Raw genomic sequence first — 12998 nt, 5'->3', positions numbered from 1 at the left:
ACGCCGCCCTTGGGCGGCGTTTTTCTTCAGCGACGGTCGGCGACGATGTTGCCGAAGGTGTCGGTGTAATCCTTGAATTCCGGGATGCGCTGGATCAGGTCGGCCGGGATCACCTCCATGCCCTCCGGCGGCTGGATCTTCACCGGCTGCATGTTGGGATCGGCCGGGGCGGCGACCAGGGTGTTCTGGCGCAGCACCTGCAGCTTGCCGAACATGGTCTGCAGCATCTGCTTCTGTGCCTCGTCCAGCGGGATCTGGATCTCGTCCACCTTCATCGAGCCATCGCCGAGGATGATGATGTTCGGTGCCGGCGGGCGACGCACGGTGACCATGCCTTCGCTGACGGAAATCTTGGGCTTGCCGCGCTCGGCGCGGTGGTTGCGGTAATCCTTGTCACAGCCGACCAGGCCCAGGCAGAGCAGGGCGGCCAGCAGCAGGAACAACTTCTTCATGGCATTCGGTTCGGGGGCGTCCGGGGCCGCCATTGTAAGCCGGTCGGCGCACTGCGGCCGGCAGCAGGGCGCCACTGCCGGCCGGGTGCGCTGATCTGTCACAGGCCTAGCGCTGGACCACGGTGTCCTTGCCGCAGTCGTCGACGTCACTCTGGTCCATCGTTGCGTAGGGCTTGAACGCGGGCAGCGATGCGGCCAGCGCCTGCTGGCTGGCCAGCATCGCCGGCAGGCGCTCGCAGATGCGCTTTGCCTGGGCCTCGATCTTCGCCGCCTTGGCGTTGATCCGCTTCTCGATGCCATCGCTGTCGCCACTGAAGATGCCCTTCAGCGCTTCGCTGGCAGCATCGGTGCCGAGTTTGGCGCCGGCCAGGCCGATCTCCATGCCTTCATTCGCCACGGCCACCACCTGGCTGCGGTATGCCTGCAGCTGGCGGCGCTGGTTGGCATCGGCCGGTACATCCTTGCCGTCGATCAGCAGACGGCCGTCGGGGGTGATCTCGGCCTGTGGCTGGTTGGAGGCGGAAATCTTGATGTTGCCCTCGGTGATTTCCTTGCGGGCATCGTCCATGGCCTCCTTGACGGTCTGGCCGACGCCGCTGGTGGCCTCGGCGACGCTCTTGCCGATGGTCTTGTCGGGCGTGGAGGAAGTGCCGCCGCAGGCGATCAGCGGCAGGCACAGCAGGGTGGCAGGCAGCACGCGCAGCAGGTTCATGGCAATTCCCTCGAATCGGTCGGGTGGCGGTTACTTGTTGCGGGGCAGGGTGACCGTGCCGCTGACGTTGCGGTGGCCGACATCGCCGCTGCCGCTGTGGTCGACAGTCAGGCTGCCGCGCACGCCATCGACCTGGATGTCCCCCGAACCATGGCTGCGCACATGCACGTTGCCGCCGATCTCGGACAGATCGACATCACCGGAGCCGACCACGCCGACCTCGACGTTGCCCTGCACGCGCTTGAACCCGATATCGCCGGAACCGACGGTGTCCAGCCGCGCGTTGCTGCGGACATCGCTGATCTTCAGGTCGCCCGAACCGACGGTGCCGGTGACCGCATCGCCACCGATGTTGCGCGCCTTGACGTCGCCGGAACCCAGCGACAGCAGGTTCAGCGAGCCGCCGCCGTCGATGTCCAGGTCACCCGAACCCACCGCTGCGTGGATGCTGCCGCGGGTGCCGCGAACGATCGCGTCGCCCGAGCCGACGTCCACGCTCAGCGACTGGGCGTTGTCCACGCTGGCATCGCCGGAGCCGACCTTGAGCTGCAGTGGCAGGTTGTCCGGCACGCTGCCGCGGATGTCCAGCCAGGCATAGCTGTTGCCCAGGCTGATGCCGCTGTGGCGGCCGTCGCGGCGCAGGCTGACGACCAGCTTGTCGCCTTCCCTGCGCTGGTCCAGTACCAGCTGGTCCAGCCATTCCTGGCTGGAGGCACAGGCGCGGCCATCGAGCTGGCCACCGCCCTTGCTGGCGACGACCTTCAGGTCATGCTGGTTCACCTCCAGCACCACCGCCTTGGCGCCGGCCACATCCAGCTTCAGCGTGCGGGCGGCGGTGAACTTGCAGTTCGGAGCATCGGCGGCCAGCGCCGACAGCGGCAACAGCAACAACGCAGAACAGGCGAGCAGGGAACGCATGGGTGGTGCCTCCGGGTGGATGGAATCAGATCTCGCCGGCGCGCTTGCGCAGGCGGATGGCAAGGACGATGAACACGACACCGACGGCGGCGCCGATCCACAGCTCCGGCATCGCCAGCGATTTCAGCTGCGAGGCCGGCGACATCAGGCTGACCACCGATTCAAGATCGCGACGCGTGCCTTCCTCGGCGCTGAGGCGATACACCAGGTCGGTGCCCGGTACGCCGCCCAGCAACAGGCGGCCGACGATGTTCTGCCAGAACCAGCCGGTGGTCAGGCCGATCAGCGGCATCACCTTGGTGGTGCTGACAATGACGCCGGCGAACAGCGGCAGCATCACTGCCCACAGGAACGGCTTGGTACGGGCCCAGGCCGAGCACAGCAGCAGCCAGCCGGCGGTGGGCAGGGCCCACAGGGCGTAGACCGGGATCCAGGCCAGGTGACCGGCGGCCAGGGTCAGCGGGCTGGCCGGGCCCCAGATCAGGGTCATCGGGCTGCCACCGTGTATCAGCGCGACGATGCTGATCACCAGCATGAAGCCGAACATGGTGATGATGCCGGCGATCACCGCGATCAGCGGGGCCACGACCAGTGCGCTGATCACCTTGGACAGCACGGTCTGGGTGTCCGACAGCGGCAGCGACTTCCAGAACAGGATGCTGCGGTCGCGACGGTCGTCGTACAAGGCGCCCAGGCAGTAGAAGAACACCACGAAGGCCAACACCAGGAACGGCCAGGCCGAGCTGAGCACCAGGGTCAGGTCGAGGCCGTTGCCGAGGTCGGTCAGGTCCTTGGCGCTGATGTCGCGGGTCAGCAGGGCCAGGTCCAGGCCGTTGATGTTCACGCTCTCGCCGTCGACATGCAGTGCACCGTTGCGGGCTGCACGGTTCAGCGCAAACAGACCGAAGGCGATGCCGACGGTGCTCATCACCAGCGAGATCAGACCGGCGATCAGCGGCGCATACAGGAAGCCGCCACGGTTCTCCCAGTACTCGCGCTTGAGCAGCCAGCGCAGGGTGCCCATCGGGCTGACGGGGTGGTTGACGGCATTCATGCGTAGGTCCCCTTCATGATGGCGACGAACAGGTCGGCCAGGCCCGGGCTGCGGGTCTCGCCAAGGGTGGAGAGCTGGGTGCGCGGCACGCCATCGAACAGCATCACGGTCTTGCCGAACGTCAGGCTGCGCTCGTCGATCGGCTTCAGCGCCCGCGCGGTCTCCAGCTGGTCGGCGTTGACCAGCAGTTCGGTGTAGCGCTGGCCGACATCGTCCATTTCTGCATCGAGCACGATGCGGCCATCACGGATGAACATGACGTCGCTGAGGATGTGCTCGATCTCCTCCACCTGGTGGGTGGTGACGATGATGGTCTTCTGTTCGTCGAAATAGTCTTCCAGCAGGCGCTGGTAGAACTCCTTGCGGTACAGGATGTCCAGGCCCAGGGTGGGTTCGTCCAGCACCAGGATGCGGGCATCGATGGCCATCACCAGCGCCAGGTGCAGCTGCACGATCATGCCCTTGGACAGTTCGCGCACGCGCTGCTTCGGCTGCAGCTTGGTGTTGGCCAGGAAGCGCTCGCAGCGGGCGCGGTCGAAGCGCGGGTGCACGCCGGCCACGAAATCGATCGCCTCGCGGACCTTCAGCCAGCGCGGCAGCACGGCGACGTCGGCAATGAAGCAGATGTCGTTCATCAGCTCGTCGCGGTGCAGCCGCGGGTCGCGGCCGAGCACGCTCAGCTCACCTTCCACCGAAGTCAGGCCGAGGATGGCCTTCAGCGCGGTGGTCTTGCCGGCGCCGTTGGGCCCGATCAGGCCGACGATGCGCCCGCTCGGAATGCTGAAGCTGGCATTGTCGAGGGCAACGGTGGTCTTGTAGGCCTTGCGCAGGCCTCGGGCGGTGATGACCGGTTCACTTGCAGTGCTATTCATCAGACTTTCCCCTGGGGCAGCAATTCGTCGAGGCTCAGGCCCAGGCGCTGGATACGCTCCAGCACCGCCGGCCATTCTTCGTTGAGAAAGCGCTCGCGCTCGCTGCTGCGAAGCTGCGTGGCCGCCTGCTCGGTCATGAACATGCCCAGGCCGCGGCGCTTCTCGACCAGGCCTTCATCGGCCAGTTCCTGGTAAGCGCGCGAAACGGTGATGGGGTTGAGCTGGTAGTCGGCGGCCACCTGGCGCACCGAAGGCAGGGCATCGCCCGGCTTGAGGATTCCGTCGAGCATCATGGCGATCACGCGCTCCTTCAACTGACGGTAGATGGGAGCGCCGTCGCTCCACTGGATGTCGCTCATATTCAGCTCCGTGGGGTCAGCGGCTGTGCGAACGAGAAATACGGCATGGACAGGGAGCTGTGCAGCCGACGCGGGGGAGGGGGGGAGGGATCGGCGTTCCCGGCCGGTGAAACGGACGCGTCCTGCGCACTGTCGGCGGAGGCGGGGGTGGTTGGCATGGCCAGCCAGGCCAGCACGATCAGGGTCGAAACTGCAGCGGCCGCGGGTGCGGTGAGGTTGCGACGGATCCGGGCGTTCATGGCTTCCCCCTGTCTCAGGTGACTGGTGTTGTATGCAACTATAACACCGGCACGCCTACGTGCAACCCCTTGCCGTCCCCAACTGATGGCACGGGTGGTCAAGTTGCTGAAATATCCCCTTATCTCTTTGATTGAAAAGGGAAATAAAATTGTCGTGCGGGCCGATCAAGCCCTGCCTTCCATTCAGTGTTGTCCATGCTATGTCATCCCTGCGCCGTTGCTGGTGGGTCCTGCCGGGAAAGGCCACGCCACGCAAAGCCAGTGGCGCTCGCCGCAACAAGGGGGAACGGAGCCCGGTGCTATAGTTCGGCCGATTCCCGGCCGCTACCGGCCGGCCCTGTGAATGGCTACCGCGGACTGTTCTCGATGCCTCTGCCGACCGTTATCCCGCGCCGCCTGCGCGGCCTGTCCCTGCTGACCCTGCTGGTGGCCGGCTTGACCGGTTCCGCCCATGTGCTGGCGGCCGATCTGCTGGACCTGGAGTACCGCCCGCTGGCCAGCAAGCAGCAGGTCAACCTGCAGCAGCGCTACCACGGGCAGGTACTGCTGGTGGTCAATACCGCAAGCAAGTGCGGCTATACCCCTCAGTACGAAGGCCTGGAGGCGCTGCAGAAGCGCTATGCCGGCCGCGGCTTTGCCGTGCTCGGTTTCCCGTCCAACGATTTCAAGGGCCAGGAGCCGGGTGACGAGAAGCAGATCCAGGATTTCTGCACGCTTACCTATGGCGTCAAGTTCCCGATGTTCGAGAAGGTGCACGTCGTCGGTGCGGAGGCCACGCCGCTGTACCAGCGGCTGACCGCAGCCACCGGCGTGGCGCCGGGCTGGAACTTCCACAAGTACCTGGTCGGCCGCGATGGCAAGGTCATCGCCCAGTTCGCCAGCAAGGTGACGCCGGACGATCCACAGCTGACCGCGGCGATCGACAAGGCGCTGGCCGCCGCCGCTACGCATTGATATCGATATCCGGCACGGATGCCTCGACATCTCGGGCATGCGTGCGACAATGTTTCTTTTCGCGCCGACGTCGGCGCCCAGACACTTCCAGGAATGCAGCGAATGAAGATGGGAATGCGCGGCGCCGCGGCGTCGGTTCTGATTCTGGCGATGGGCACTTCGGGTGTCGCTCTGTCGCAACAACCGGCTGCCCCCGCGGCCGCCAAGGAGACCGCAACCTTGAATTCCCCCAAGCAGAAGCTCGGCTACGCCATCGGCCTGGATGTCGCCAAGTCGTTCACCCCGATCGCCGATGAGATCGATGTGGCCGCGCTGCGCACCGCCGTGGAGCGTTCGTTCGAAGGCCTGCAGCCGCAGATCACCCAGGAACAGGCCAAGGCCACCGATGCCGCGCTGCGCCAGGTCGTGATGGCCCGCAGCGGCCAGCAGGTGCCGGGCATGGCGCCGGGTTCGCAGCCGCCGAAGGTCGATCGCGTCAAAGTGTCGCAGATGATCGGTTCCTACTCGGTCGGCCCGTCGCTGGCACAGCTGAAGGACGACATCGACGTCGCCTCGCTGTTTGACGCGATCAGCACCGGCCTGAGCAAGGGGCAGCCGAAGATGACGGAAGCTGACGCGACCGCCACCATCCAGGCCTTCATGGGCAGCAAGCAGGCCGAAATGCAGGCCAAGGCAGCTGCCGCCGCGCAGACCAACCGCGAGGAAGGCAATGCGTTCCTGGCCAAGAACAAGACCCAGCCGGGCGTGGTGACCACTCCGTCGGGCCTGCAGTACCAGATCATCCGCCCGGGTAGCGGCGAGCGTCCGCTGCCGAGCAGCAAGGTGCGCGTGAACTACGAAGGCAAGCTGCTCAACGGCACCGTGTTCGACAGCTCCTACGGTCGCCAGCCGGCCGAGTTCGGCCTGGACCAGGTGATCAAGGGCTGGACCGAAGGCGTCGCGCTGATGCCGGTCGGTTCGAAGTACCGCTTCTGGATCCCGGGCGAGCTCGCCTACGGTGAGAACGGTACCCCGGGTGGCCCGATCGGCCCGAACGCGACTCTGACGTTCGACGTCGAGCTGCTGGGCGTCCTGCCGTAAGCGACCACGGAGCCTGCACGGACATGCGCGTTGCGATTTTCGGTACCGGTTATGTAGGGCTGGTGACCGGTACCTGCCTGGCCGACGTCGGCCACCAGGTGGTCTGCGTCGATATCGACCAGGCCAAGGTCGATGGCCTCAACCAGGGCATCATCCCGATCTATGAGCCGGGCCTGGAACCGATGGTGAAGGCCAACCACGCCGCGTCGCGGCTGGCGTTCACCACCGATGCCGCGGCCGCGATCGGCCACGGCCAGGTCGTGTTCATCGCCGTCGGCACGCCGCCGGACGAGGATGGCAGCGCCGATCTGCAGTACGTGCTGGCCGTGGCCCGCACCATCGGCCGGCACATGAGCGTGCCGACCGTGGTGGTCAACAAGTCGACGGTGCCGGTGGGCACCGCCGACAAGGTACGTGCCGCCATTGCCGCAGAGCTGGCGGCACGTGGCGCCGACATCGCCTTCGACGTGGTGTCCAACCCGGAATTCCTGAAGGAAGGCGACGCCGTTGCCGACTGCATGCGCCCGGATCGAATCATCATCGGTGCGACCAGTGCCGAGTCGGTGGCGGTGATGCGGCGCCTGTATGCACCGTTCAACCGCAACCACGATCGTGTGGTGGAAATGGACGTGCGTTCGGCCGAACTGACCAAGTACGCCGCCAACGCGATGCTGGCGACCAAGATTTCGTTCATGAACGAAATCGCCAACATCGCCGAGCGTGTCGGCGCCGATGTCGAGCAGGTCCGCCAGGGCATCGGCTCGGATCCGCGCATCGGCTGGCATTTCATCTACCCGGGTGCCGGCTACGGCGGCTCGTGCTTCCCCAAGGATGTGCAGGCGCTGGCCCGCACCGCGCAGCAGGCCGGCCTGGAGCCGAAACTGCTGAACGCGGTGGAAGCGGTCAACGATGCGCAGAAGGGCCATCTGTTCGCCTTGATCCAGCGTCATTACGACAAGGGCGAGGACGAAGGCGTGCGTGGCAAGACCTTTGCCGTGTGGGGCCTGGCGTTCAAGCCAAACACCGACGACATGCGCGAAGCCTCCAGCCGTCGCCTGCTGGCGCAGCTGTGGGAAGGTGGTGCGACGGTGCGTGCCTACGATCCGGAGGCGATGCACGAGTCGCAGCGCATCTTCGGCGAACGCGATGACCTGGTGTTCTGCAGCAATGCCAACGAGGCGCTGCAGGGCGCCGATGCACTGGTCGTGGTGACCGAGTGGAAGCAGTTCCGCAGTCCCGATTTCCAGAAGCTGCGCGAGCAGCTGAAGGACGCGGTGGTGTTCGACGGCCGCAACCTGTACGAGCCGGCGGATGTGGAAGCAGCGGGCCTGGCGTATTATGGCATTGGCCGGGGGCGCTCGCTGCATGTCTGATCTGCTGCCAACCGAACGCGAGCAGGCGCTGGAAGCGCGCCTGGTCGAACTGGAAATGCGCGTGTCCTTCCAGGAACAGGCGCTGGCCGAACTGAGCGATGCGCTGGCCGATGCCCGCATGCAGGGCATGCGCAACGCCGACGTGCTGCGCGTGCTGCTGGAAGACCTGGGCAAGGTCCGCAACGCGCTGAATTCTTCCGATCCGGCGAGCGAACCGCCGCCGCCGCACTACTGATCCGAATCCTATGAGCGATACCCTCCGCGACCAGCTGATGGGCCTGGGCTTCAAGCCTGCGCCCAAGCCCGAGCGCAAGAATGATGGCCCCCGCCGTGATGGCCGCCCGCAGGGCAAGGGTGGCAACGGCAATGGAAAGCCGCAGGGCGCTGGCAAGGGCGAGCACAAGCCCGGCGAGCGTCGTGGGCATGGCCACGGCGGCCCGGGCAAGCCCGGCCAGTCGCGTGGCCCGGGCCAGCAGGGCCCGCGCAAGCCGCGCAGCGCCGAAGAGATGGACCTGGCCAAGGCCTATGCCATCCGCGCGCAACGGGAAAAGGAAGAGCGCATCGAGGCCGAGCGCCTGAAGCAGGAAGAAGCGCGTGTGCGCCGCGAGGCCAAGGCCAAGCTGGAAGAACTGCTGAAGGACAAGGGCCTGAATGCCGAATCGGCGGACATTGCCCGCCACTTCCCGTACGGCGGCAAGATCAAGCGCATCTACGTGACCGCCGAACAGCTGACCGCGCTCAACGCCGGCGAGCTGGGTGTGGTCCAGCTCAATGGCCGCTACCTGCTGGTGACCGCCGAGGTGCTGGCGCAGTCCGAAGCGGTGTTCGCCGCGTCGGTGGCACTGAAGGTCGATCCGGATGCGCCGGCCGAGGAAGATCCGTACGCAGACCCGCAATACCAGGTGCCGGACGACCTGGTCTGGTAAACGGGCCTGCAGGATGATCGAAACGCCGGGCATTTTCCGGCGTTTTCGTTATGGGGTGTGCGCGGCGCTGCGGCGCGCGCGGATCAGCGGCAGGCTCAGCGCGAAGAAGCACAGCAGTGCACCGACCAGAGCGAAGCCACTGCCGGCCAGGAATGCGGTGCGACCGTCGTCTATTTTCCAAAGCTGGCCGGCGATGAGCGCACCCAGCACGCCACCGACGCCGGACGAGAATCCGTACAGCAGCCCCTGGCCATGCCCATTGAGGCGACCGGGGAAGTAGGTCGCCAGCATCTGCATCGCTGCAGCGAAGAACGCCGCAAAGCCCAGCGCGTGCGCTGTCTGCGCCAGCAGCATCACCGGCAGGTTTTCCGGGAACAGTGCGGTCACGGCCCAGCGCAGGCAGGAACTGACCAGCGCGATCAGCAGCATCCAGCTGGCGTCATAGCGGCGGAAGAAGCGACCGATGGTGAAGAACACGCCTACTTCGAAGACCACGCCGATGGTCCACAACAGGCCCAGGGTGGAGGTGCGGTAGCCATGATGGTCCATGTAGACCGAGAAGAACGTGTAGTACGGGCCGAAAGACAGCTGCTCCATGAAGGCCGCCAGGAAGAACGCCAGCACCGGCGGTCGGCGCACGATCTGCCAGAAGCCGCTGGCGTCGCCGTCAGTCTTGCCGATACCGCGCGCGTAGTGGTTGCTGAAGGCCGAGGCGACCAGCAGCGCGAACAGGGGCAGCATCATCCACGGCAGCAGCCCGGCGCGGCTGGCCGTGCCGTCACCTTCGATCAGCCAGCCGAACAGGGTCACGACGGCGATGAAGCCGAGCGAGCCCCAGACCCGGATCAACCCGTAGCGATGGCTGTCACTGCCGAGGTGGGTGAGTGTGATCGACTCGAACTGCGGCATCACAGCGTTGTAGAAGAAGCAGAACACCACCATCGCCGGGTACATCCACGGCTGTGGCAGTGGCAGCAGGAATGCGGCGAAGCTGAGCAGGGTCAGCACACAGCCGACGCGCAGCAAGCGGATCGGTCGCGCTGATGCGGCCGCCAGCGAAGTCCAGGTGCTGGGCGCGATCACCCGGGTGGCGTACCACAGGCCCATCATTACGCTGATGGCGGTCACGCTCATGCCGCGCGCGGTCAGGAACAGGCTCCAGTACGGAGTGAACGCGCCCAGCGCCGCGTAGTAGAACAGGTAGAAGCTGGAAAGGCGGGCAACGGGAACGGTCATCGCGGAATGATGAGGCAAAAAGGGGACGGAGGGGATCAAGTCGTCTGTGCACAAACGACTTGATCCCCTCCGTCCCGTTTTCATGTCATTCGGGGTCGTAGTCGAGGTTGGAGGCCAGCCAGCGTTCGGCCTGGGCACGGTCCACGCCCTTGCGGCGGGCGTAGTCGCTGACCTGTTCGCGGCTGAGGCGGCCGACCACGAAGTACTGGCTCTGCGGATGGCTGAAGTAGTAGCCCGAAACGGCCGCCGTGGGCAGCATCGCGAAGCTCTCGGTCAGTTCCATGCAGGCGTTCGCTTCGGCCTGCAGCAGGTCGAACAGGCGGCGTTTTTCGCTGTGCTCCGGGCAGGCGGGATAGCCCGGCGCGGGGCGGATGCCACGGTACTGCTCGTCGATCAGGGCTTCGTTGTCCAGCGTCTCGGCGCGCTCATGGCCCCAGAACTCGGTACGCACGCGCTGATGCAGGCGCTCGGCCAGTGCCTCGGCGAAGCGGTCGGCGAGGGCCTTCAGCAGGATCGCGTTGTAGTCGTCATGCTCGGCCTCGAAGCGCGCGACGTGCGCGTCGATGCCGATACCGGCAGTGACCGCGAACGCGCCGATCCAGTCCTGCTTGCCACTGTCGGCGGGCGCGATGAAATCGGCCAGGCAGAAATCCGGGCGCTCGGCCGGCTTGTCCACCTGCTGGCGCAGGAAGTGCAGGGTGGTTTCGCCCTGCGGGTGCTGTACGCGCACGTCGTCGCCGATGCTGTTGGCCGGCCACAGGCCGAACACGGCCTTGGCGGTCAGCCATTTCTCATCGACGATGCGCTCGAGCATCGCGCGGGCGTCCTCGTACAGTTCGCTGGCCTGGGTGCCGACGATCTCGTCGGTGAGGATGGCCGGGAACTTGCCGGCCAGCTCCCAGGCCTGGAAGAACGGCGTCCAGTCGATGTAGTCGACCAGTTCGGCCAGCGGGTAGTCGTCGAATACGTGCAGGCCGGGCTGGTCCGGTGCCGGTGGCGTGTAGCTGTCCCAGCCGCCCTGGAATTTCTGCCCGCGCGCATGTTCCAGCGTGACCAGGCGCTTGGCGTCGCCGCGGTTGCGGTGGCGTGCGCGGATTTCGGCATAGTCGGCTTCGTTGGCGGCGACGAAGGCCTCGCGCAGGTCGCGCGAGATCAGCGACTGCGCCACGCCCACCGCGCGCGAGGCATCCTTCACCCACACCGTGGGTGCCTTGTAGTGGGGGTCGATCTTCAGCGCAGTGTGCGCGCGCGAGGTGGTGGCGCCGCCGATCAGCAGCGGCAGGTCGAAGCCCTGGCGCTCCATCTCGCGGGCGACGTGGCTCATCTCCTCCAGCGACGGGGTGATCAGTCCGGACAGGCCGATCAGATCGGCGTTGTGCTCGCGAGCGGCATCGAGGATCTTCTGTGCCGGCACCATCACGCCGAGGTCGACCACTTCGAAGTTGTTGCAGGCCAGGACCACGCCGACGATGTTCTTGCCGATGTCATGCACATCGCCCTTCACCGTGGCCATGATGATCTTGCCGTTGCTCTTGGCGGTGTCACCGCTGCGCGCTTTCTCCGCCTCGATGTACGGCAGGAGGTAGGCCACGGCCTTCTTCATCACGCGCGCGGATTTCACCACCTGCGGCAGGAACATCTTGCCGGCACCGAACAGGTCGCCCACGATGTTCATGCCGTCCATCAACGGGCCCTCGATCACGTCCAGCGGGCGGCTGGAGGCCTGCCGGGCCAGCTCGGTGTCTTCCTCGACATAGGCATCCAGGCCGTGCACCAGCGCATGTGCCAGGCGCTGCGCGACCGGCTTCTCGCGCCAGGCGAGGTCTTCGGTCTTCGCCGCGCCCTTCTTGCCCTTGTAGCGCTCGGCGATTTCCAGCAGTCGCTCGGTGGCATCGCTGCGGCGGTTGAGGATCACGTCCTCGACGCGCTCGCGCAGCTCCGGCTCCAGCTCGTCGTAGATCGGCATGGCGCCGGCGTTGACGATGCCCATGTCCATGCCGGCGGCGATGGCGTGGTACAGGAACACCGAGTGGATGGCCTGGCGCACCGTTTCGTTGCCGCGGAACGAGAACGAGACGTTGGAGACGCCGCCGGAGACGTGGCAGTGCGGCAGCGTCTGCTTGATGATGCGGGTGGCTTCGATGAAGTCCACCGCATAGTTGTCGTGCTCTTCGATGCCGGTGGCGACGGCGAAGATGTTCGGGTCGAAGATGATGTCCTGCGGCGGGAAGCCGATCTCGTCGACCAGGATGCGGTAGGCGCGGGTGCAGATCTCGACCTTGCGCGCACAGGTATCGGCCTGCCCGCTTTCGTCGAACGCCATCACCACCGCGGCGGCACCGTAGCGCAGCACCTTGCGCGCGTGCTCGCGGAACAGCGCCTCGCCTTCCTTCAGCGAGATCGAATTGACCACGCTCTTGCCCTGCAGGCACTTCAGGCCGGCTTCGATCACGCTCCACTTGGAGGAGTCGACCATGACCGGGATGCGGGCGATATCCGGCTCGGACATGATCAGGTTGAGGTAGCGGGTCATCGCCGCTTCCGAATCGATCAGGCCCTCGTCCATGTTGACGTCGAGGATCTGCGCGCCGCTGGCGACCTGCTGGCGGGCCACGTCCACCGCTTCTTCGTAGCGGCCTTCCTTGATGAGCTTGCGGAACTGCGCGCTGCCAGTGACGTTGGTGCGTTCGCCGACGTTGATGAACAGCAGGTCCGGAGTGATGACCAGGGGTTCCAGGCCGGACAGGCGGGTAGGGCGGACAGGCGTCATGGCAGGCGTCGGCTCAACAGCAATAGGGCGGGAAGTGCGGAACGGTGGCGGCG

Annotated in this window: 14 protein-coding genes; 5 read left to right on the top strand and 9 right to left on the bottom strand. The window is 65.9% G+C overall.

Translation table 11 applies throughout. From position 1 onward, the window contains the following. Window positions 1-26: 26 nt before the first annotated feature. The 7 genes from DFO63_RS04380 to DFO63_RS04350 form a co-directional block, all read right to left on the bottom strand. Window positions 27-452, bottom strand: a complete 426-nt coding sequence (locus DFO63_RS04380) for a hypothetical protein (protein WP_042358832.1) — start codon at window positions 450-452, stop codon at window positions 27-29. A gap of 106 nt (window positions 453-558) precedes the next feature. Continuing rightward, on the bottom strand, window positions 559-1164 hold the full coding sequence (locus DFO63_RS04375) for a DUF2884 family protein (RefSeq protein WP_119006505.1): 606 nt from the start codon (window positions 1162-1164) through the stop codon (window positions 559-561). 30 nt (window positions 1165-1194) lie between these two features. Further along, window positions 1195-2082, bottom strand: coding sequence for a DUF4097 family beta strand repeat-containing protein (locus tag DFO63_RS04370; protein WP_119006504.1), 888 nt, complete (start codon window positions 2080-2082; stop codon window positions 1195-1197). A 25-nt stretch (window positions 2083-2107) separates the two neighbouring features. Further along, window positions 2108-3136 carry an ABC-2 transporter permease gene (locus tag DFO63_RS04365; protein WP_119006503.1) on the bottom strand — a complete coding sequence of 343 codons (1029 nt, stop codon included), beginning with the start codon at window positions 3134-3136 and terminating at the stop codon, window positions 2108-2110. Beyond that, window positions 3133-4008 carry an ABC transporter ATP-binding protein gene (locus DFO63_RS04360; protein ID WP_014037764.1) on the bottom strand — a complete coding sequence of 292 codons (876 nt, stop codon included), beginning with the start codon at window positions 4006-4008 and terminating at the stop codon, window positions 3133-3135. Before DFO63_RS04360 ends, DFO63_RS04365 begins: the two co-directional genes overlap by 4 nt. Beyond that, window positions 4008-4367, bottom strand: a complete 360-nt coding sequence (locus DFO63_RS04355; protein ID WP_005410261.1) for a GntR family transcriptional regulator — start codon at window positions 4365-4367, stop codon at window positions 4008-4010. The genes DFO63_RS04360 and DFO63_RS04355 overlap by 1 nt, the downstream gene beginning before the upstream one ends. Window positions 4368-4369: 2 nt before the next feature. Then, window positions 4370-4606 carry a hypothetical protein gene (locus DFO63_RS04350; protein ID WP_080347456.1) on the bottom strand — a complete coding sequence of 79 codons (237 nt, stop codon included), beginning with the start codon at window positions 4604-4606 and terminating at the stop codon, window positions 4370-4372. Between the two features lie 366 nt (window positions 4607-4972). On the opposite strand from DFO63_RS04350, the gene DFO63_RS04345 reads away from it, so the two are divergent. The 5 genes from DFO63_RS04345 (at window position 4973) to DFO63_RS04325 (ending at window position 8939) form a co-directional block, all read left to right on the top strand. After that, complete coding sequence (locus DFO63_RS04345) at window positions 4973-5560, top strand: glutathione peroxidase (RefSeq protein WP_119006984.1); 588 nt, start codon at window positions 4973-4975, stop codon at window positions 5558-5560. Window positions 5561-5662: 102 nt separating this feature from the next. Next, window positions 5663-6640 carry an FKBP-type peptidyl-prolyl cis-trans isomerase gene (locus tag DFO63_RS04340; protein ID WP_014037761.1) on the top strand — a complete coding sequence of 326 codons (978 nt, stop codon included), beginning with the start codon at window positions 5663-5665 and terminating at the stop codon, window positions 6638-6640. A gap of 23 nt (window positions 6641-6663) precedes the next feature. Continuing rightward, complete coding sequence (locus DFO63_RS04335) at window positions 6664-8013, top strand: UDP-glucose/GDP-mannose dehydrogenase family protein (protein ID WP_049443188.1); 1350 nt, start codon at window positions 6664-6666, stop codon at window positions 8011-8013. Next, entirely contained in the window at window positions 8006-8248 is a 243-nt protein-coding gene (locus tag DFO63_RS04330) for a SlyX family protein (protein WP_005410256.1), read from the top strand. Before DFO63_RS04335 ends, DFO63_RS04330 begins: the two co-directional genes overlap by 8 nt. Window positions 8249-8258: 10 nt before the next feature. Further along, complete coding sequence (locus DFO63_RS04325; RefSeq protein WP_119006502.1) at window positions 8259-8939, top strand: DUF2058 family protein; 681 nt, start codon at window positions 8259-8261, stop codon at window positions 8937-8939. Window positions 8940-8987: 48 nt separating this feature from the next. Here DFO63_RS04325 and DFO63_RS04320 read toward each other — a convergent pair whose 3' ends face one another. Both DFO63_RS04320 and metH read right to left on the bottom strand, forming a co-directional pair. Next, window positions 8988-10175 (bottom strand): MFS transporter, encoded by a 1188-nt coding sequence (locus DFO63_RS04320; RefSeq protein WP_049443190.1) that lies wholly within the window; start codon window positions 10173-10175, stop codon window positions 8988-8990. 85 nt (window positions 10176-10260) lie between these two features. Continuing rightward, window positions 10261-12945, bottom strand: coding sequence for a methionine synthase (gene metH, locus DFO63_RS04315; protein WP_119006501.1), 2685 nt, complete (start codon window positions 12943-12945; stop codon window positions 10261-10263). Window positions 12946-12998 lie beyond the last annotated feature (53 nt).

This window comes from Stenotrophomonas sp. AG209, assembly GCF_003550055.1.
Classification (GTDB): domain Bacteria; phylum Pseudomonadota; class Gammaproteobacteria; order Xanthomonadales; family Xanthomonadaceae; genus Stenotrophomonas.
This window is presented reverse-complemented; position numbering and strand designations above follow the sequence as displayed.